Here is a 19,529-nt window from a genome sequence, read left to right as displayed (position 1 = left end):
CAAGCCACAGAAACGAGAAGACCCGCCGTAGCGGGTCTGTTCATTCCTGATTCCTATAAACAGCGGCCGAGGCGCTCACATCTCGCCTCGACCGTCGCCCTCCAGGGAGGGTCAGCTCGCCGAGGGCTCAGCCCTCGTCGCCGGCCTTGGCCTGCGGTGCAGGTTGCCCGGGATCCCCGCAGCTTGCGAAGAGCTCGTCATAGCTCTGCGTGCTCTTCTTGCTCTGGGCCAGCTTCCGCTGGTGACCCTGGTTTTTGTGCCGGCGCACGCGCTTACGCGTGGTGATTTGCGTGAAAGAGGCCATGTCTCGTCGAGCTCCCGGAGTTTGGAGGCGGGTTCGTATCGTCCACCCGACTCGGTGTCAAGGCGTCCCGCCCTGGTCACCGTCGAACACGCGGTCGACGCTGATCACGCCCGGGATGTCGCGCAGGTGATCGAAGAGCTGGTCGAGGTGCTCGAGCGAACCCACCGTTGCGTGGAAGGTGTTGAGGGCAAAGCGCCCATCCTCGTAGGCACGACAGTTGGCCTGCTTGATGTTCAGGCCGGTCGAAGAGAACGCGCGGCTCATCTCCGCGAGCAGCCCCACGGTGTTAGCCGTGCGCACACGCACGGTGACTGGACGCTCCAGGTCGATCTCGTCGCTCCAGCACAAGAACACCCGCTCGGTCACCCGCTCCACCGCCACGGGGCAGCCCTCGACGTGGGCCTCGACGCCGCGGCCGGGCACGCGAAAGCCGACCACGGGGTCACCCGGGAGCGGCGAGCAGCAAGGCGCGAGGTGGACCACGCCGGCCTCGATGCGCGCCTGGGTGATCTCGAAGGGGGCCCCGGCCTCCCCCTCCCCTGGCGCGCGCTCGGCCGAGCTGTCGCGCCTACGGAAGGGCCGGAGCAGCCGGCCGAACATGCTCTGGCTGGGGTCAGGCTGAGGATCGAGGACGCGCAGGACCTGGCGGATGCGCAGGTCGCCGTCCCCCAGGAGCTCGTAGAGGCGATCCACGCCGCGCTCCTTGGAGATCCCCACCTCGTCGAGGCGATCTCGAAGCACGCCGCGCTCCTCGAGCTGCTCGAGTGCCAGCCCGCGGCTCTCGAGCTGCGTGCGCAGCAGCTCGCGCCCGGTCTCGATGGCCAGGCTGCGCCCGCGCTGGCGCAGGAAGTGCTTGATCCGCGCCCGCGCCCGCGAGCTCTGCACGAGATCCAGCCACTCCTCACGCGGCTCGACCTTGGGATCGGTGAGGATCTCGACCGTGTCACCCTGGCGCAGGCGATAGCGCAGCGGGACGACCTGCCCGTTGACCCGCGCCCCGGCGGCGTGAAGGCCCACGTCGGAGTGGACCGAGAACGCGAAGTCGATGGAGGTGGCGCCCTTGGGGAAGGTCTTGAGATCGCCCCCCGGCGTGAACACGAACACCTGGTCCGCGAACAGCTCGCGCTTGACCGCCTCGATGAACTCGTTGGGATCCTCGACCTGCTCCTGCCAGCCCATCATCTCGCGCAGCCAGCCGAACTCGCTGGCCTGTAGCCCGCGCTGGAGCTCGACCACGACGCCTCGCTCGGCGATCGCGTCCATGGCTTGGGAGCGGATCTCCACGTAGAGGCGCACGCCTTTGCGGTCGAGCACCTGAGTGTGCAGGCCCTGATAGCGGTTGGCCCGGGGCAGCGCGATGTAGTCGCGGATCGACCCGGGGACGGGCTTGAAGTAGGCGTGGATGTGGCCCATCGCCAGGTAGCAGGCGTTTCGGTCGGCGGTGATCACCTGGTAGGTGACCATGTCGCGCAAGGTCTCGACGTTGCGCCCGCGGTTGCGGATCTCGTGGACCTCCTGGGGCGTGAGCACGTTGGCCCGCAGCCGAACCTCGCCGAAGGTCGCCTCGCACCAGGCCGGGAGCGCCTCGACGCCGAGGGCGAGCTCGCTGTCCTCGCGCGCCTCGCCGAGGCTGGGCTCATCTCCCCCAATGAACACGTCGCGGAGCAGCTCGATGCCGCGATCGATGTTCTGCGGGTCATCGATCAGCATCTTCGTCATCTCGGCCCGGATGTCCCGGGAGGCGACGGGCTCGAGGTAGCGAAAGGCGAGATCGGCGAGTTCGCGGCGCAGCCAGTCCACGCCCAGCAGGCGCGCGAGCGGGGCGAAGATGTCGGCGGTCTCCTGGGCGATGCGCCGCTGACTCGAGGCCGACATCGCCTCGAGGGTGCGCATGTTGTCGAGGCGATCGCAGAGCTTGACGAGCAGCACCCGGATGTCGCGGCTCATCGCGACCAGCATCTTGCGGAAGCTCTGGGCCTGGTTCTCGCGCCGCGAGAGGTAGGGCACCTTGCCGAGCTTGGTGACGCCGTCGACGAGCAGCGCGACCTCGCGGCCAAAGCGGTCGGTGAGGTCGACGACGGTCAGCTCCGAGTCCTCGACGGTGTCGTGGAGGATCCCCGCGATCACGCTGGACACGTCGACGCCCAGGCCCGCGAGGGTGCGAGCGACCCGCAGCGGGTGGACCAGGTAGGGGTCGCCGCTCTTGCGCATCTGCCCGGCGTGGCAGCTCTCGGCGAGCTCGTAGGCCTGGCGCACGGCGTCGGCGGCGTCGTCTCCGAGGCGCCGTTGGACCTCCTCGAGGAGCAGCTGATACTCGCGGACCAGCAGGACCTCGGCGAAGCCCTCGGCCACGTGGGGGTCGGCGGCGGCTCGACCGTGCTCGGCGAGCTCGCTGACGGCGGCGGCCTCGGCAGCCTCGGCCTCGAGGTGCCCGACGTCGAGCACGTCGATCTCCCGCGAGCCGCTGGTCTCGGCGCGGCCCAGCCCCGAGTCGTGGGGCCGTAAGCCGCGGGCGGAGTCGGAGGCGCTCACCTCCCCGCTCACCAGGGCAGCGCCTCCTGGCCCTCGATCAGCTGCTGCGCGATAGACGCCTGACGCTGCGCGCGATGCAGCGCCGCAACGTAGACCGCCCGCAGGGCGTCGTAGGCCGTGTCCAGGTCGTCGTTCACGATCAGGAAGTCGTACTCATCGTAGTGGGCGAGCTCGGAGCGAGCCACTTTGAGACGCCTGGCGATGACCTCGTCGGCGTCGGTGGCCCGCCTGCGCAGACGCTGCTCGAGTTCGCGCAGCGAGGGCGGGAGGATGAAGACCAGGACCACCGACTCGGGGAAGCGGTTCCGCAGCTGGCGCCCACCCTGGAAGTCGATGTCGAAGAGCAGGTCCTGACCGCAGCCCAGGGCCTCGCCCACCTGCCGGGCCGAGGTCCCGTACATGTTGCCGTGGACCATGGCGTACTCGGCAAACTCGTCGGCGGCCGCCATGTCCTGGAAGCGCTCGGGGCTGACGAAGTGATACTCGACGCCGTTGGTCTCGCCGGGCCGCGGCGAGCGGGTGGTGTAGCTGACGGAGAAGCCGATGTTTGGGAACTCCTCCCGCAGCCGGTTGCACAAGGTGGTCTTGCCCGCCCCCGAGGGGGAGCTGACGACCAGCAGAATTCCGCTGGGGCGCTCACTCGACATTTTGAACCTGCTCGCGAAGCCGCTCGATGGTGCGCTTGGCCGCGATGACCGTGGCGCTGCCCTGGTGGCTGGTGATCTTGCTGCCGATCGTGGTCACCTCGCGCAAGAGCTCCTGGGCGATGAAGTCCAGGGTCTTGCCCTGGCCGACCTCGGCCTGGGCGGCGAGCACCCCACGGGCCTGCTCGAGGTGGCTGGTGATCCTCGCCAGCTCCTCGCTGACGTCGCCGCGCTGGACCAAGATGGCCAGCTCTGCGACGAGGCGCTCGCGCTCCACGGTGCCGGCGTCGACACGCGCGAGCAGGGCCTCGGTCCGCTCGACCAGCCCGGCGAGCAGGCGCTCGTCCTCGCCGACGAGGGCCTGCTCGAGCGCGTCACGCTGGGCCTCGAGCTCGTCGAAGAAGCCCCCGAGCACGCTGGCCAGAGACGCCCCCTCTTGCTCGCGCATGGCCGCGAGCTTGTCCAGGGCCTCGTCGACGAGCGCCTCGAGGAAGTCCGGGGCGCCGCGCTCGGGCGCCGAGCTGGCCGGCGAGGCGCCGCGCGAGGTCAAAAAGCGCAGCAATTCCAGAGACGTCGGGTGCGAGACCTGAAAGCTCGCGCGATAGGCTTGATCGGCGAGGATCGAGAGCGCCGCGAGGGCCTCCTCGACGCGCGCGGGCTCGACACCCAGCGCCTGCAAGGGATCGCCCTCGCTGCCGACGCTGCCCTCGACGCGGACCGAGAGGTCCACCCGACCGCGACCCAGCCGCGCCTCCACGCGCTTGCGCAGCGCGTGCTCGACCGCGGCGTCGAAGGGCTGGCGGATCTTGATCTCGAGGAAGCGAGCGTTGACCGAGCGCAGCTCGACACGGACGGTGGCGCCGCGCTCGCTCCACCCGCGCTCCGCGAGGCCGAAGCCCGTCATGCTTCGAATTGGCACAGCAAATGGGTATCCCGTTTGCGGTCGCTGAGCAATCGCCGGGGGCACCGCGCGACCCCGCTCTCGCCCGCTTTTCTCGCCCTCCCCGCGGCTCCGCGCGCGCCCCAATCGAAGGCCCCAGCGGGCGGCCGCCGTCGCGGGCCGATCGCCGGCCGATCGCCGGCCGAGCCCGCGCCCACGCTGCGCGTCCGCGACCCCTGCTCATCCGTGTCCAGGCGAACTTGCGGCTTTCTTTCGGACGTGCAGCCCCCCTCGTACAAGCCAAGGAGCAGCGAGCTGCCGCCTTCGACCCGGGCGGCCCAACGCGAGAGGAAAAGACCCATGGCAAGCGTGATCCTGTTGTTCTCTCTGTTCACCCCCAGCCAGCTCCAGAGCTTCGCTCAAGCAGCGGAGGCGCCGGACTCCACCGAGCCGCGCTGCCCCGCCCTCGAGCGCATGCTGGCCAAGCTCGACTTCGAGTACGAGGCAGAGCAGATCATCCAAGACATCTTTTGAGCGCCCGACTTCAGCGCTCGAGACCCGACGAGCGGCGGCCGCCAGATCGACCGCCCTCGCGCGGGTCTGCGTAATTGTCTGCGTAATTGGGCCCGCCCGCGCCCCGAGCTCTCAGCCCCCGCCCCAGTCGATGTCGCCGGGGACGAGCGCGAGGGTGTCGAGGCGCGGGAGGTCATCGACGAATTCGACGCCCGTGAGCCGCCGCGAGGCGAGCAACACGTGGGCCGGCGCGTAGAGCACCGAGACCACGCGCAGCTCGGCGATGCGCTGGGCGACGCGCTGCTTGGCGGCGTCCCGGGCCGCGCGATCCGGCGCGCCACGGTAGTCGCTCAAGGCGGTGTCGAGCTGCTCGTCGGCGACGCCGGCGAGGTTGAGGGCGCCGCGCGAGTGGAACAGGTGAAAGAGGTCCTCGTCGCTGTAGCCGGCCAAGTGCAGCATCGCGACGCGGTACTCCCCCTTACGCAAGGTCCCGGTCATGAAGCGCCAGGGCACGGCGCCGTGGGGAGCCCGCACGCCGATGGACTCCCAGGCACCGCGGACCATGGCGCTGAGCTGGGCCGCGCGGCCATCTTGACCGTCGTTGGTGAGGATCACCCGCAGCGGGCCGTTTGGGCGGCGCCGGTAGCCCTGGACCTCCGGCGGCCAGCCGAGCGCGTCCAGGGCTGCGGCCGCGCCCAGGGCCGCGCGCGCGTCGTCGTCGAGCGCGGGCATCTCGAGCAGGCCGCCGCGCACGGCCTCCCCGGCCTTGATGTCGGCGAGGGCGTCGAGGTCGATGGGCGTGGGCTCGTGGAGATCCACCGGCGCCTCCACGGGCAGCCCGGGCGCGCGATAGACGTTGCGCGCGATGGCCGAGTAAGGCACGGCGTCATGGAGCGCCGAGCGGATCCCCAGCTCGCCCGAGAGCCCCTTGCCCACGTTCCACATCAGCAGGTCGTAGCGCGCCGGGCTGACCAGCCAGGCCTGGAAGCGCCCGGCCATGCCCGGCTTGCCCAGCTCCACCGGTACGTGGACCGGCGCGACCTCGGGCAGCAGCTGGATCTCGCCGCGGCGCAGGGCCGTCAGCGCCTCCGCGCCGTCGTCGATGGCCCGGAAGATCAGCTTGCCCGAGGGCACCGCGCGCGCGGGCTCGTGGAAGTCCTCGAAGCGCTCGAGGATCACGCGATCGGCCTCGAGGGTGGTGATCGCCATCGGCCCGGTGCCGACGGGATCCTGGGCGAAGCGCGACTCTCGACCGCGGTGCGCGGACACCGGGACGATCTTGATCGCCGCCAGAGCCTCGAGGGCCAGCGGCTCGCGCTTGTCGAAGCCCAGTTGGACCCAGCGACCGGGATCCCGCTCGCTGGCTGGCGCGCCCCGGGGCCCGTCGACGATCTCCACACGATCGAAAGTTGGCAGCCCGTTGCGCTCGCGCGACCAGCTGCGCCGCGGGTCGAGCCAGTAGTCCAGCGAGTACTCGACGTCCGCCATCGTCAGCTCGCTGCCGTCGTGAAAGCGGATCCCCGCGGGCACGTGACAGGTGACCGTGGCGACCGCGTACTCGCGATCGACCTCGCAGCGATCGGCGATCGCCGGCTCCACCCAGGGGTAGCGGTCGCCGCTGCGCCGAACCAGGCCCTCGAAGACCAGGTCGTCGGCGATGCGCATGGCCCAGGGCTCCATGTCACCGAGGGGATCGAATTTCCGCGGCAGCTGGGCCAGACCCACGGTGATCGGCTCATTCAGCGCGGGATCCGCGGCTCGCTCTGCCTCGCGCTCGACATCTTCGTCGGCGCCCTCACCAGCATTTTCGGCCGCGTTCGCCTCGCTGCCAGCATCGGCGCCCTCGCCAGCGCTCTCGACCGCGTCCTCGGCAGCGCTCTCGCCCGCGCCCGCGCCCGATCCACAGGCAAGTGCGCCCCGAGCGAGCACCCCACAGGCGATCAGCGTGCGCACCCGAGTCCCCACCTCGCTTTGTTCGGCCATGCTGCCCCGGCAGTCAACTCTCAGCCATGGACTTTTCGCTCCATGGCGTGATAAACGAGCCTTCGCGGTCACATTGGCCCGGAGGCACCCCCTCGATGAAGCTCCTCAAGACGTCTGCCACGCTCGCACACGCTCCGCTCCTCGCCCTGCTGCTCGCGGCCCCGCTCGGCGCCTGCACCGACAAGCAAGAGCAGGCCGCCGGCCCCGAGGAGGAGGTCCTCCCCAACATCCAAGTCGAGCTCCCCGGCTCCCCCGACTTCGACGAGGCCCGCGCGCCCGTTCGCTACGAAGACGAGACCTACTCGATCTTCGGCCTGCGCAAGGACATCGACGAGAACCTCAAGCGTGGCGAGAGCGGCGAAGAGGTGATCGTCAAGGGCTGGGTCCAGGAGATCTACGTGCCCCCCGAGTGCCCCGAGGGCGAGCTGTGCCCCCCCGGCAAGCAGCCCCACTTCTGGATCACCGACAAGGCCGACTCCAAGGGCAAGAAGCGGGCGATGATGGTCGTCAACTACTACTTCCCGATCCCCGAGTGGGACGAGGACACCCAGAAGCTCTGGGAGGAAGAGCCCCTCGTCGTCGTCGAGCTCGGCAAGGAGTACACCATCAAGGGCAAGTTCAAGCGCTTCTCCGACTCCGGCTTCGCCCACGACAACGGCCTGCTCGAGTTCGTGTCCTACAAGGTCACGGACCCCGAGAGCGGCGAAGAGACCTGGATCTCCCCGCCCAACTCCAGCTGGCACCCCAAGACGGTCGCCATGGAGGAGGAGCAGAACCGCGAGATGCAAGATCGCATGCGCGAAGAGGCCGAGAAGCTCAAGAAGAAGAAGGGCGACTGAGCCCTCCCCTGCTCTGGCCACCGCTCTCACCACGACGCTGGCGATATCGAGAACCCGCCCCTGGCAGCTGCCGGCGGCGGGTTCTTCAATTTCCGGGCCCGAGCCCTCAGTCGATCTCGATCGCGCCCGGATCGAAGCTCGGCGAGGCGTCCTCACCCTCGAGCCCATCGCCGCCCGCCGGCTCGCCCTCGCCCTCGCCCTCGCCCTCGGGGCGCTCGAGGTAGTACCAGTCGGCGTCGGCCAGGCGCAGCCAACCATCGCCGAGCTCGACCTGCACCCGCGTGCCGGCGTCGCGGCGGATGTCCAGCTGGGTGTGGGCCGAGCCGGGCGGGTCGCCTGCGCGCAGGCCCGCGGAGCGCCAGTCGATCCACGCCGCGAGCTGCTCGGAGAGCGCCTCGTCGTCGAGCTCGCCGCCGTCTTGGGCCAAGAAACGATCGCGCTCGCGGACCAGGAACACCCGCGCGTCCCCCTGGGCGATCTCCACGCTGCGCGCCCGCTCGAGCCAAAAGCGCAGCGGATCGTCGAAGAGCAGGTCCTCCGAGAGGGCCTCGCAGGCCGCCGCGCTGATCTGCGCGGGGCGGTGGCCGTCGATCTCGACCACGCAGCCGGGATAGAGCGTGAGCGCGGCGGTGTGTCGCTCGCCCCGCTCGGGCAGGACCTCGGCGATCACCTGGCGAAGCGGGGCCTCGACCGGCGCCTCGACCCACCGAGCCGCGCGCAGCCGACCCAGGGCCCACAGCACGGTCTCGAGGCGGACCTCGTCGATGGCCGCGCTGCCGTCGACGTGCACGGGCGAGTCGAGCTGCCACACGCCCATGTCGAGGTGGGCGCTCTGACGCACGCTGCGTCCGCCGGCGCCCGGCAGGATCTCCACGCCTCGGACCTCGCCGGGCTCGACGTGGACCAAGGTCCGCTCGGCGAAGGTCTCCGCGTCGAAGACCAGGCCCTCGGGCAGCTCGCCGAGCACCCGCAGCATCGGCCCGTCGTCGCGGACGCAGACCACCGGCTCGGAGCTCGTCGCGCAGCGCACCCGCAGGCGCTCGTTGGTGTCGGCGTGGATCACCAGGCTCAGGTCGGGGCTGAAGCTCGGCGCGTCCGCTGGATCGCCCTCCCCCGGCTTGCCCGGCTTGCCCGACTTGCCCGGCTTGCCCGGAGGCTCGACGCCGTCCGCGTCCGCGTCCGCGCCCTCGCCCTGGCCCGCGCCCTCGGCGAGCGCGGCCACCTCGACGCGAGCGAGCGCGCCGTACCAGCGCCGGACCTCGTCGCGCGAGACCTCTTCGCTGGCCGCGTCCTCGACCAGCGTCCACTCCCCCGCTCGCCGAACCAGCGTGCGCTCGACGGGGCCCTCGAGGTCGATCTGCACCACGCGGCCGTACTCGTGGGGCACCAGCCGCGGCTCGAGCAGGCTCCCGCCTTCGTCCGCCCGGGCCTCGCCGGGCAGCGGCCAGCGCTCGATCTCCTCGGCGGGCAGGCAGCCAAAGAGCCCCGGGCCGCGATCGACCAGGCGGCGATCGGGGTGACCTGGGCAGGCGCCGCCGACCAGCAAGGTCCGCGTGCGCCCCTCGCCCTCGGTGACCGCCAGCCACGGGCGCAGCGACTCGGCCGGGACCACGTCGCGCTCGAGGAAGGGATCGAGCTGAGCCCGGAGCAGCCGCTCGAGGCGGAAGTCCACGGCCTCGCTGGACAAAAGCGCCGGCGCGCCGCCGGCCCGCACCCGCCAAAAGCCGTCCGCCCCGCGGGCGAGCATCGCCGAGCCCTCGCCGTCTCCCCCGCCCCAGGCCAAGCCCGTGACCCGCTCGGGCTCGAGGTCCAAGAGCCGCTCGGTCAGCCAGGCCTGGGCCGGCTGCTCGACGAGCCAGGCCAGAGACTGCTCGACCACCCAGGGCTCGGCCTCGCCGTCGAGCTGGGCATAGACGCCGCCGTTGGCGACCACGGCCCCGAGCGCGAGGGTGAAGCTCTCATCGGGCAGGCTGATGCGCACGACCCCCTGGCGGCCGATCTTGCGGGCCTCGGGATCGAGGTCGGCCCGCCCGAGCTTGCGCAGGATCGTGGCCATGCGCAGCGTCGACCACAAAAGCTCGAAGTCGTCGTGATCCACGGCCCCGAGCAGGACCTCGTCGCGCAGGACCTGGTGCCCGCCCTCGGGCCCGGGGACCAGGCGAACCAGGGGGCGATCGGGGCCCTGGAGCTCGACGGTGGCCTTGGCCGGATCGGCGTCGACCAGGGTCGGGAACAGGCGCCGGGCGCCCGTCTTGTTGGACACGACCAGCGCGCGGTCCTCGGGCTCGTGGAAGGGATCCGCCCAGGCCAAGAACACGCCGGCGAGGGCGGCCGCCAGGGTCACGAGGGTCGCCGGCCGCGGTCGCAGCCCGCGGATCAGCTCACTGCCCACATCGCGGGCCGCCTCGTGGGCTGCCTCGTGGGCTGCCTCGTGAGCCGCGTCGTCCTCGCGCGCACGCTCCCCGCTGCGTTCGTCGCTCACTTGCGGCGCCTCCACAGCACCAGCAGGCCCACACCGATCGCGAAGCCCGGCAGCCCAAACAGGCACATCCAGGTCATGCGACGCAGCTGCTCGGGCAAGAGCACCAGCTTGACGTGTTCGCGGTCTCGGGGGCGGATGCCCAGCAGGACCTCGCGCTGGGTCAGCCAGCCGATCAGGTTGAGGATCAAGTCTCGCCCTCGGGAGTAGCCCACGTCCTCGCGCAGCCAGGCGTTGAGGGCGAGCTCGTCGGATCCGACCACCACCACCCGGGTGTTTGTCGCCGCGCGCTCGGCCGCGGCGATCACCGGGATCGGGCCGCGGTGGTCGAGCGCTTCGTCGTAGGACACCAGCCCACCCTGCTGGAGGTCCTCGATGCCGGCCTCGGCCCAGCCGCGCGCGCTGGTCGCGAGCAGCACCTCCGCGTCACGGTCGACCCGCAGCTCGCGGGCGTTGAAGAAGGCCACCGGCTCGAAGGCCAGGCTGCGCACCGCGGGGTGGTCGGCCCAGCCGTCTTGGAGGGTGAAGGAGAGCAGGTCCGAGGCCCCGGGCACGGGCGTGGTGTCGACGACAACGCGATCGCCGAAGTGAATCCCGAGCTCGGCGCACAGCGGCTCGAGGCCGTGGGTGACCAGCGCCGGCTTGCCGCGGGCGAACACGGCCCCCGCGAGGATCAGCAGGTCGCCGCCCTGCTCGGCGTAGCGGCGCACGGCCTCGACGTGGGTCTGGGGAAGCGCGCCCTGGGGTCCGGCGACGAGCAGCAGGTCGCAGCCGTCGAGGCCGCGCTCGCCGTCGAGATCGGCGACCCGCGTGTCGAGGTTGGCGTCGCGCAGCAGGTCGCGCAGGTGGGCGTAGCCGTTGAAGGGCTGGAGGTCGTCGAAGGCCGGCTCGCCGTGGCCCTGCGTGTAGCAGACCGTGACCTTGCGGGGATCCGAGACCTCGAGGAACTTGCCGAGCAGGGCCTCCTCGCCGCGGAAGGACTTGACCCGCGGGCCGTTGGCCTGGACCTCGGGGCCCGTGGCGTAGGTGACGAGGTCGCCGGGCAGCAGGTGGGCGCGGCGCAGCTCGGTGCCCTGGCCGGCGCGGATCAGCACCACGCCGTCGGGGAGCTCGCGGCCGCTGAGCCCAAAGTCGTCGACCAGGCGCTCGGCCTCCTGGCGCTCGACGTCGGGGTCGACCAGGGTCACGCGCAGCGCCGGGGACACGGCGGCCATGCGCGCGAGCACCTCGCGCAGCTCGCCGCGGACGGGGTTTTGACGCCCGCCGCCGATCGTCGCGGGCGCCAGCACGATCACGTCGATGGGGCCCTGGAGCTGGACGAGCACGTCCTTGGCCCGCTCCGAGAGCGTGTAGACCTGGTCCCGCGTCCAGTCCCCGCGCTCGCTGTGGTTGCCAGCGAAGACCGCGAGGTGCCCGGCGGCCACGCAGGTCAGCGCTGCCTGGGTGAAGGACTGCCAGTCGCGCCGCGGGTTGACCGCGACGATCGCCAGGGCGATGGCCGCGACCACCACCGCGAGGTGCAGCCAGATCCAGTGGCCGTCGACGATGCCCTGGGCGAGCTCCTGCATCATCGCCAGCAGCGAAGTCCGGCCGATGATCTTCGACAGCCACAGCTCGACCTGATCGGTGAGCAGCCCGGCGAGCAGCACGATCGTGCAGCTGACGAACGTCCCGATCGCCGCCGCGAGCTGGTTGCGGGCGAAGGCCGAGAACACCAGACCCACGGCCAGGAAGCTCGCGCCGCAGAGCATCGCGCCCAGGTAGCCCGAGAGGATCGGCCCGATGTCCGGGGCCATGGTCGGGCCGGCGGCCCCGCGCAGCAGCAGGTAGAAGCTGCCCGTGGGCAGCCACAGCGCGGCGTAGAAGGCCAGCGCCCCCAGGTACTTGCCGATGATCACTTGCGAGGGCTCGAGGGGCGCGGTGAGCAGGGCCTCGAGGGTGCCCTGGCGGCGCTCCTCGGCGACCAGGCGCATGCTGATCGCCGAGCAGATGAAGACCACCGGCAGCCAGAAGATGAAGAAGCTGCCGCCGAAGTAGAACTGCATCACCGGGCCGCGGGCGGCCAGGGGATCGTTGAGCACCTGGAGCAGCAGCGAGAAGTTCCAGCCCTGGTTGAGCAGGAAGAGCGTGCCGACCAGGTAGGCCAGCGGCGTGACGAAGAGCGAGAGCAGCTCCCGGCGACAGACCGCCGCCGTGCCCCGCAGCCAGGCGACCACGCGTCGGATCATCGCGCTCACGCGCCGCCCTCCCGCAGGCCGCTGTCTCGCAGGCCGTCTTCGCGGAAGCCCGTGACCCGGGCGAAGCGCTGCTCGAGGCGCCGGCGCCCGGGCTCGAGGCGCGTCACCGCCAGGCCCGCCGCCAAGCTGGCCTTGCCGACCGCCGCGGCCAGGGCGTCGATGATCGGGCCGTCGGCGATCACCGTGGCCCGGACCATGCCCTCGCGCGGCTCGAGCTCGAGGCGGAGCGGGTCGGCGACGCCCAGCTGGGCCCAGGCCGACTCCACGCAGGCGCGCGGACCGGACGCCCCGCCCTCCGTGGCCCACTCGATCACCAGGGTGTTCCCCGACAGCGCCTCGCGCACGCTCTCGTCGGCCACGACCTCGCCGCGCGAGAGGATCACGATGCGGTCGCACAGCGCCTCGACCTCGGCCAGGATGTGCGAGGAGAAGATCAGCGTCTGGGCGCCCCCGAGGTTCTTGAGCATGGTGCGGATCCCCTGGACCTGGTTGGGGTCGAGGCCGACCGTGGGCTCGTCGAGGACGACCAGCGGCGGCGCGCCCAGGAGCGCGTCGGCGATGCCCACGCGCTGGCGATAGCCGCGGCTGAGCCGCCCGATCGGGGTCTCGAGCATGCCCTCGAGGCCCGAGAGCGCGACCACCTGCTCCACGGCGTCACGGCGTGCGCGACGCCGGATCCCTTTGACGCTCGCGCGAAACTCCAGGTGCTCTCGGACCCGGAGCTCCTGATAGAGCGGCACCTGCTCCGGCAGGTAGCCGACGATCTCGCGCACGGCCAGGGAGTCCGTGGCCACGTCGAGGTCGCCGACGCGGACCACGGTGCCCCGCCGCCGGGGCACGGGCAGGTAGCCGCAGAGGATCCGCATCAGCGTGGACTTGCCGGCGCCGTTTGGGCCGAGCAGCCCGAGGCGCTCGCCCGGGTTCACGCGAAAGCCGACCTCGCGCAGCGCCGGATCCTGGGATCCGGGGTAGCGGAAGGTCAGCCCGCTGACCTCGAGGGAGGCTGGCGATGATCCGATGGTCATGGTCGGCCCGAGCGCCCCGAGGTGTACCGCGAAGCCCAGCTGCGAGTAAGGGCCCGCGGCGCGTTCGTGGCGCTAGCCGGCCTGTCCGGCCGCTTCGCCGTCCACCTTGCCCTCTCCGGCCGCCTTGCCCTCCCCGGCCGCCTGCGCCTCGGCCAGAGCCTTCTCCTCGGCCTCGACCTGCGCGCGGATCGCCTCCGGAGCCGCCCCGGGTGAGGTGTCGACGGGATCTCGCTCGATCTCCGCGATGGCCCAGGTCATCGCCTCCTCGACCTCCTCGTCCTCCTCCACGGCCAGGCGCTTCTTCAAATTATCCAGGTAGCCCGCGAGGCGCTGCTCACCCATGAGCGAAGCGATCGCCCCGCGCACGCGAGGATCGGGATCGGTCTCGAGGGCGTAGAGCAGCGCGAGCGCGGTGCCATTGTCCACGGCCGGAGCCAGGGCCATCACGCAGCCGACTCGGTGCTCCGGGTCCTCGACGTAGGCGCCGTCTTGCTTGGCGGTCAGCCCCTCGAGCAGACCGTGACGGCGCAGCTCGTAGGCGCCGTAGACCTTGGCGGCCTCGTCGAGCTGCTCTCCCTTGACGTGGAGCTCGCCGAGGATCAGCCAGGCCTCGAGGTCGTCCGGGGCCAGCTCCACGACCTTCCACTGCGCCGCGATCGCGTCCTCCCACTGACCCGCATCGGCCAGGGTCAGGGCCAAGACGGCGTGGGTGCTCGGCTCCTCCGGGAGGAGCTCCTGGGCCTGGCGATAAAACGAGATCGCCGAGCGACGGTCGCCCTTCTCCTCGTGGATGGCACCGAGCAACAAGCTCGCGTTGGCTCGCAAATGCGCGTCCTCGGCTTCCTCGGCGACGCGCCGGAGATCCGCCGCGGCCGCGTCGAAGCCCTCCTTGGTGCCAGCCTCCCCGCCCTCGATGCGGGCCTTGGCGCCGCGGTAGAGCGCCTCGAGAGCCTCCGCGCTGAGCGGCGCCGGCTTCTCCGTCGCAGCAGCAGCTGCCTTCTCATCTCCCGTGGGTGTGCCCTGTTCCGCTTGGGACTCGCCAGATTTTGCGGAACCACCGCCGCACGCTCCGAGCACCAGGGTCGCAACCAGGCACGAGAGCACGGCCCTCCCCAGACGAGGGCGCGGGTCGGAGCAGGAACGAAGACGAGGGGGGTTCAGTGGCTCGTGCAAGGTGGGCATCACGGTCTGGCTAGGCGACATCGCGCGGGGGGGAAGGTTGCCACACTCCGAAAGAATTGGTGTACCGTAGCCTCAGTGGGTTTCTTCGGGTCGAGGGTCAGCATTTTGGGTATTGCGGCGGTCACGTCGCTCGCCCCGAGTGCCTGCTCCCTGGACGCCGAGCCCAGCGATCCCTGCGGCGCCATCGACTTCACGCCGACCACGGCCCGCTCCCTCGAGGACGCCAGCACGGTCATGACCCTCAGCCGCGGGGACGGGTGGATCACGATCCTCCGCGCCTGCCCCGAGCTCCTCGGCTGCGCCGCCGAGCTCCGCGTGCAACGGCTCTACGTGGGCGCCGAGCCCGACCAGCTGCTGCTCTCGGGCTCCGGGCGCTGGCTGAGCTACCGCGTCGGCGCCAGCCTCTTTCGCGTCGACCTCGAGGCCGACTCGATCACCCCCCAAGGTGGACCCGGCGACGTCGGCGAGCTGGTCGGCTCCCTGCGCGGCGGCGACTGGATCGTCTACCGCAGCTGGGGCGAGGCCGGCCCCGCGGGCGGCACCGACGAGAGCGAGCTGTGGGCCTACTACCTCGGCGAGCTCCCCGACACCGAGGACCTCACCGAGCGCCCCCACTTTCGCCTCGACGCCGGCCTGGACCTGCGCGTCGCGGCCCTCGGCCACCGCCACGTCGTCGCCCGCCGCCTGCTCGGCGACGGCCGCGAGGAGCTCTACCTGATCCGCGTGGCCCCGGCCCGCAACCACGACGTGCTCGGCGGCACCGAGATCGGCGTCCCCCTCGAGCTCGCCAGCGGCCAGCGCTTCTCTCGGATCCTGATCACCGAGGGCCCCTCCCCGCGCGAGCTCGGTGAGAGCGAAGAATTCCTCGACGAGCTCCCCCTCGACGTCGAGGTCGTCGCGACCTCCGGCGGACGCGTGGGCACCAACGGCCCCGGCACCCCCATCACCCGCGTGTTTCGGGTCTCCGACCGCCAGCTCGTCGACACCATCCACGGCGCCGACGTGCGCACCTCGATGGCCGCCCTCGAGGACGTCCAGGGGCTCAGCGCCGTCTCCCCCGACGGCAGCCACCTGATCTACCTGACCGAGCGCGGCTCGCTGGCGCTGCACGACCTCGAAGACCAGCGCTCGTGCATGCTCCGCCCGGCCGCCAGCGGCTTCGAGCACGTGCTCGCCGGCTTCGGTGCCGACGGCACCATCTACTTCGAGAGCATCGAGGGCTCGGGCAAGGATCAGGTCTACGCCTACGACGCCGCGACCCGCGAGCTCACCCCCCTGACCCACGACGAGGACGACTTTTGGCGGCTCTACGCCGTGCCGCCGGCCCCCCACGTCGACGAGGACGGGCGCGTCTCACCCTGGGTCGTCGTCGCCAACGCCGGCCTCTACGCCGCCCAGGCCCTGGCCCCCCCGCGCAAGCTCGACTACGGCGAGGCCGGCTTCCTGCCCCGGGGAGACGCCGGCCTGTGGCTGCTCGAGGCCGCCGACACCGACACGGCCCACCGCCTGAGCCTGCGCCGCATTCAGCCACAAAGCGGCCCCAGCCTCGCCCTGACCTTCGACACCCAGAGCGCCGACCCCAGCGTCGAATTCGTCGAGCTCCCCGATCCCAACGACCCCAACGACCCCAACGGGGGACAGATGCTCGGCGCGCGCGCCCTCGAGGGCACCCTCGACGAGGAGCAAGACGATCCCGTGCTCGGCGAGCGCTTCACCATGACCTACGGCAGCAGCCACCAGGTCTGCGTGTCCGCCTCGCAGGCGACCAACGCGACCACGCCCTGGTCGGGGCGCTGCTCCAACGAAGATCGCCAGACCCTCTATCTCGACACCGGCCTGCCCGAGGGCGAGCAGCCCCGCTGAGGCTGCGTTCACCGTCCTGAACGGCGCCCCCGGAACGCGTCCGGCGTCCTCCCACGCACCGCGCGTAATCCTCTGAACGGCCCTCGGTTTTCTGCCTTCTGCGTGGCCCCGTTCACACGCCAGTCCCCGGCCGAGGCCGCGCCCGTCAACGGTGAGCGCGGGCGTTAGGCTTGGCCGATGTACAGCCCTCGGCCGCCCTCTCTTCGCGCGCTGCTCCCCGTCCCGCTCGCGGCCGCGCTCGCCCTCGCCTGCGGCGGCGACGATGGCCAGGCCGGGGAGTCCGGCGGCAGCGAAGAAGCCGAGGCGGACATCGGCGCGTCCGAAAGCGAGTCCGAGTCCTCCGGCAGCGAGTCCGAGTCCGGCGAGTCCGAAGCCGATAGCTCGGCGTCCAGCGAGTCCGACAGCGAGTCCGAGTCCGGCGGCGTCGAGCTCGGCCCCGCGGTCTTGCGCGTCAACGTCGGCGGCCCCGCCGTGGGCGACTTCATCGCCGACGACGCCCAGGGCTCGGCCTACCTCGCCAGCCCCGACACGCAGCCTTTCACCCTCGACAGCGTCTCCCCCGACGCCTCGGTCCCCGAGGACCTCCCCCTCGACGTCCTGCTCTCCGGGCGGCGCGAACCCGCGGCGCTCGAGGGCGGCACCGGCCAGCTGCGCTACGCGTTCCCCGTCGAGCCGGGGACCTACCAGCTGCGCCTGCACTTCTCCGGCGAGGCCCCCGAGGGCGCCGCGGCCCAGCTCGTCGTCGATGGCCTCGCCGTGGGCGATCCGCTGTCACTGACGGCGCTGACCGCCGGAGGCTCGGCGGCGACCGTGGTCCACGAGATCACGGCCGAGGCGTGGCTGGACATCGAGCTGATCCGCACGCCCTACGCCGCGATGCCCCAGCTCTCGGCCATCGAGCTGTTTGGCGAGGGGAGCTTGCGCGATGGCCCTGCCGGCGCGCGCTTCCACATCACGACGGCCGGCGGCGGCGACGGGAGCAGCCTCGACAGCCCGGCCAGCCTCGCCCAGCTCCCCAGCCTGCTCGCCGCGGCCGCCCCCGGAGACGAGATCTGGATCCACGCCGGCGACGAGGACTACGCCGTCTCGAGCGAGCTGAGCCTCAGCGGCGCGGGGACCCAGGACCTCCCCGTGGTCATCCGCGGCGTCGGCCCGAGCGGCTGGCACGACCCCGGCCGCCCGCGCATCGTGGGCACCCGCGCCGATCCCTGGACCCCGGAGGGCGACACCGGCAACACGATCTTTCGCGTGCAGGCCGGGGCCGATCACCTGCACTTCGCGAACCTCGAGCTGCAAAACGCGGGCAACGGCGCGTGGCGTGTCGCCGGCCCCGTCGCCGGCCTGCACATCGAGCGCGTGATCGCGACCAATGTCCACCGCCTGCTCGAGGACTACGCTGGCGGCGGCAACGAGGACGCGTCGATGACCGGCCTGGTGCTCGAGGACATCAGCGTGCGCGGCTACGCCCGGGCGGTCGCGCGGATCACCGATGACTCGAGCCAGATCCTGATCGAGGACGTGTTCGGCGACTCCCAGGCCCAGCAGTACAGCGCCTTCTCCACGGGGCTGACCTTCTACGAGACGGCCCACGACGCCACCGTGCGGCGCGCCGTGATGCTCAACCACCAACAGCTCGACGTCGACGGCTACTGGAACGCAGACGGCTTCTCGAGCGAGTCGGGCAACTATGGGCTGCACTTCGAGGACACCTACGCCGCGGGCAACACGGACGGGGGCTACGATCTCAAGTCGATCGAGACGCTGCTGACGCGGGCGGTGGCCGCGGACAACAAGCGGAACTTTCGCTTCTGGGGCGAGGGGGAATTCGTCGACTGCCTGGGCTTGGATCCGAACAAGCGCGGGGGGTCGGGGACGCAGGCGCAGGTTCATGTCAACCCGGGGGCTTCGTTGGTGGTGACGGGGTCTCGCTTCGTCGATGCTTCGGCGGGGACGATCGTGTTCGATGTGGATGGGGATGGGGTTGGGGTGGTCGAGGGGGGGTGTGTGGAGTTTGTTGGGGAGTTGCAGACTGTGGAGGAAGGGGGGAGTTTGATGTTGGTTGGAGTGGATGAGGGGTGTTCTTCTTTTTGATGGGGGTCTCGATCTCTTGATTGGGGGGTCTCGATCTCTTGATTGGGGGGTGTCTCGGTCTTCTGCGGGGAGTGTCTTGCCCGGCGGGCACGCGCACGGGGCAGCAGGGGACCCTCTGTGCTCGGACAGGCTTGCTGACTTCGGCCGAATTCGCTGGGGCGATTGCCTTCCTCTTCGAAGGCCTTTGCGTCGAAGTCGCTGTACGTTCGCAAAACTCGCTCAGAGGGTCCCCTGCTGCCCCTTTTGTGCGCGTCTTTGGCGGGGAGAGGCTCCGCCCCGGTCTGGGGAAGAGTCGGGCTTCTCTTCCCCAGGAGTAGGCGCGCGCTCTTGGTGAAGAGGTGCCACGCCGCTGTCCGAGGGCTCCTCGGCTTGGTCTAGGCGCGCCGTCGTTGGTTGAGAAACCACGCTCGTGTGCCTCATCAGCTTGAAGAAAACACGCCGCTTTTTGGTGGAGAGACCACCTTCGCGGGCCCCCTCTGTTGAAGGAAACACGCCCTCTTGCTGGAGCGAGCACGTTCGAGCTCGACTTCGAACAAACTCGCCGTCTTTGGCGGAGAAGCGCCCTGCCCTCTCGGCGCTATCCTTCTCTTCGAACAGACTCGCCGTCTCTGGCGGAGAAGCGCCCTGCCCTCTCGGCGCTATCCTTCTCTTCGAACAGACTCGCCGTCTCTGGCGGAGAGACTCTCCCGCCCTCGCGGGCCTCCTCTGTTGGTACAGACACGCCGTCCTTGCTGGAGGCCCAAGCGGGGGTTCCTCCGCTTGGTGCAGGCGCGCCGTCTCGAGGGAAGAGGTGCTTCGCTCTCTCCGGGGGCACCTCGGCGTGGTGGAGGCACCTCGGCTTGGTGGAGACACCTCGGCTTGGGGCGAAGAGGTGCTCCGCTCGACGTCGTGTTTCTGCGAAGGCTCGCGCGGCTCGATCAGAGCCCCGGCCGGCTGCTCATCGCATCTTTGACGGGA

Annotated in this window: 13 protein-coding genes; 4 read left to right on the top strand and 9 right to left on the bottom strand. The window is 71.0% G+C overall.

Annotated elements, in window-relative coordinates; all coding sequences use genetic code 11:
• Positions 1 to 127: 127 nt before the first annotated feature.
• The 4 genes from G6O69_RS26975 to G6O69_RS26960 all read right to left on the bottom strand — a co-directional run bounded on the left by G6O69_RS26975 (position 128) and on the right by G6O69_RS26960 (position 4,384).
• Complete coding sequence (locus G6O69_RS26975; protein ID WP_176397110.1) at positions 128 to 268, bottom strand: hypothetical protein; 141 nt, start codon at positions 266 to 268, stop codon at positions 128 to 130.
• Between the two features lie 93 nt (positions 269 to 361).
• Positions 362 to 2,848, bottom strand: coding sequence for an HD domain-containing protein (locus G6O69_RS26970; RefSeq protein ID WP_176397109.1), 2,487 nt, complete (start codon positions 2,846 to 2,848; stop codon positions 362 to 364).
• Positions 2,845 to 3,483, bottom strand: coding sequence for a guanylate kinase (gene gmk, locus G6O69_RS26965; RefSeq protein WP_172306378.1), 639 nt, complete (start codon positions 3,481 to 3,483; stop codon positions 2,845 to 2,847). The genes G6O69_RS26970 and gmk overlap by 4 nt, the downstream gene beginning before the upstream one ends.
• Positions 3,473 to 4,384 (bottom strand): DUF1732 domain-containing protein, encoded by a 912-nt coding sequence (locus G6O69_RS26960; RefSeq protein WP_172306377.1) that lies wholly within the window; start codon positions 4,382 to 4,384, stop codon positions 3,473 to 3,475. The genes gmk and G6O69_RS26960 overlap by 11 nt, the downstream gene beginning before the upstream one ends.
• A 336-nt stretch (positions 4,385 to 4,720) precedes the next feature.
• On the opposite strand from G6O69_RS26960, the gene G6O69_RS26955 reads away from it, so the two are divergent.
• Entirely contained in the window at positions 4,721 to 4,894 is a 174-nt protein-coding gene (locus G6O69_RS26955; protein WP_172306376.1) for a hypothetical protein, read from the top strand.
• Positions 4,895 to 5,005: 111 nt separating this feature from the next.
• Here the strand turns inward: G6O69_RS26955 and G6O69_RS26950 are convergent, their stop codons facing one another.
• Complete coding sequence (locus G6O69_RS26950; protein ID WP_172306375.1) at positions 5,006 to 6,856, bottom strand: ABC transporter substrate-binding protein; 1,851 nt, start codon at positions 6,854 to 6,856, stop codon at positions 5,006 to 5,008.
• A gap of 95 nt (positions 6,857 to 6,951) precedes the next feature.
• On the opposite strand from G6O69_RS26950, the gene G6O69_RS26945 reads away from it, so the two are divergent.
• Positions 6,952 to 7,695 (top strand): hypothetical protein, encoded by a 744-nt coding sequence (locus tag G6O69_RS26945; protein WP_172306374.1) that lies wholly within the window; start codon positions 6,952 to 6,954, stop codon positions 7,693 to 7,695.
• 106 nt (positions 7,696 to 7,801) lie between these two features.
• On the opposite strand, the gene G6O69_RS26940 is transcribed toward G6O69_RS26945, so the two are convergent.
• The 4 genes from G6O69_RS26940 to G6O69_RS26925 form a co-directional block, all read right to left on the bottom strand.
• Entirely contained in the window at positions 7,802 to 10,177 is a 2,376-nt protein-coding gene (locus tag G6O69_RS26940; RefSeq protein ID WP_172306373.1) for a hypothetical protein, read from the bottom strand.
• On the bottom strand, positions 10,174 to 12,402 hold the full coding sequence (locus G6O69_RS26935) for a Gldg family protein (protein ID WP_255216596.1): 2,229 nt from the start codon (positions 12,400 to 12,402) through the stop codon (positions 10,174 to 10,176). Before G6O69_RS26935 ends, G6O69_RS26940 begins: the two co-directional genes overlap by 4 nt.
• Positions 12,403 to 12,407: 5 nt before the next feature.
• Entirely contained in the window at positions 12,408 to 13,436 is a 1,029-nt protein-coding gene (locus tag G6O69_RS26930; RefSeq protein ID WP_172306371.1) for an ATP-binding cassette domain-containing protein, read from the bottom strand.
• Positions 13,437 to 13,508: 72 nt separating this feature from the next.
• The gene (locus G6O69_RS26925; RefSeq protein WP_172306370.1) at positions 13,509 to 14,540 is read right to left on the bottom strand and encodes a HEAT repeat domain-containing protein; all 1,032 of its coding nucleotides are present in this window, start codon (positions 14,538 to 14,540) and stop codon (positions 13,509 to 13,511) included.
• 183 nt (positions 14,541 to 14,723) lie between these two features.
• On the opposite strand from G6O69_RS26925, the gene G6O69_RS26920 reads away from it, so the two are divergent.
• Positions 14,724 to 16,481: a hypothetical protein gene (locus G6O69_RS26920; protein WP_172306369.1), complete on the top strand. Its 1,758-nt coding sequence runs from the start codon at positions 14,724 to 14,726 to the stop codon at positions 16,479 to 16,481.
• Between the two features lie 177 nt (positions 16,482 to 16,658).
• Positions 16,659 to 18,572, top strand: coding sequence for a hypothetical protein (locus G6O69_RS26915; protein WP_172306368.1), 1,914 nt, complete (start codon positions 16,659 to 16,661; stop codon positions 18,570 to 18,572).
• The last annotated feature ends 957 nt before the right edge of the window (positions 18,573 to 19,529 follow it).

This window comes from Pseudenhygromyxa sp. WMMC2535 (assembly GCF_011083025.2).
The sequence above is the reverse complement of the archived record's forward strand: the minus strand, read 5'-3'. Positions and strand labels throughout refer to the sequence as shown.

Excerpts from the sequence above, each read along its gene's own strand:
- G6O69_RS26950 (WP_172306375.1), bottom strand. The coding sequence starts at position 6,856 with ATGGCCGAACAAAGCGAGGTGGGGACTCGGGTGCGCACGCTGATCGCC.
- G6O69_RS26930 (WP_172306371.1), bottom strand. The coding sequence starts at position 13,436 with ATGACCATCGGATCATCGCCAGCCTCCCTCGAGGTCAGCGGGCTGACC.
- G6O69_RS26915 (WP_172306368.1), top strand. The coding sequence starts at position 16,659 with ATGTACAGCCCTCGGCCGCCCTCTCTTCGCGCGCTGCTCCCCGTCCCG.
- gmk (WP_172306378.1), bottom strand. The coding sequence starts at position 3,483 with ATGTCGAGTGAGCGCCCCAGCGGAATTCTGCTGGTCGTCAGCTCCCCC.
- G6O69_RS26955 (WP_172306376.1), top strand. The coding sequence starts at position 4,721 with ATGGCAAGCGTGATCCTGTTGTTCTCTCTGTTCACCCCCAGCCAGCTC.
- G6O69_RS26945 (WP_172306374.1), top strand. The coding sequence starts at position 6,952 with ATGAAGCTCCTCAAGACGTCTGCCACGCTCGCACACGCTCCGCTCCTC.
- G6O69_RS26960 (WP_172306377.1), bottom strand. The coding sequence starts at position 4,384 with ATGACGGGCTTCGGCCTCGCGGAGCGCGGGTGGAGCGAGCGCGGCGCC.
- G6O69_RS26935 (WP_255216596.1), bottom strand. The coding sequence starts at position 12,402 with ATGATCCGACGCGTGGTCGCCTGGCTGCGGGGCACGGCGGCGGTCTGT.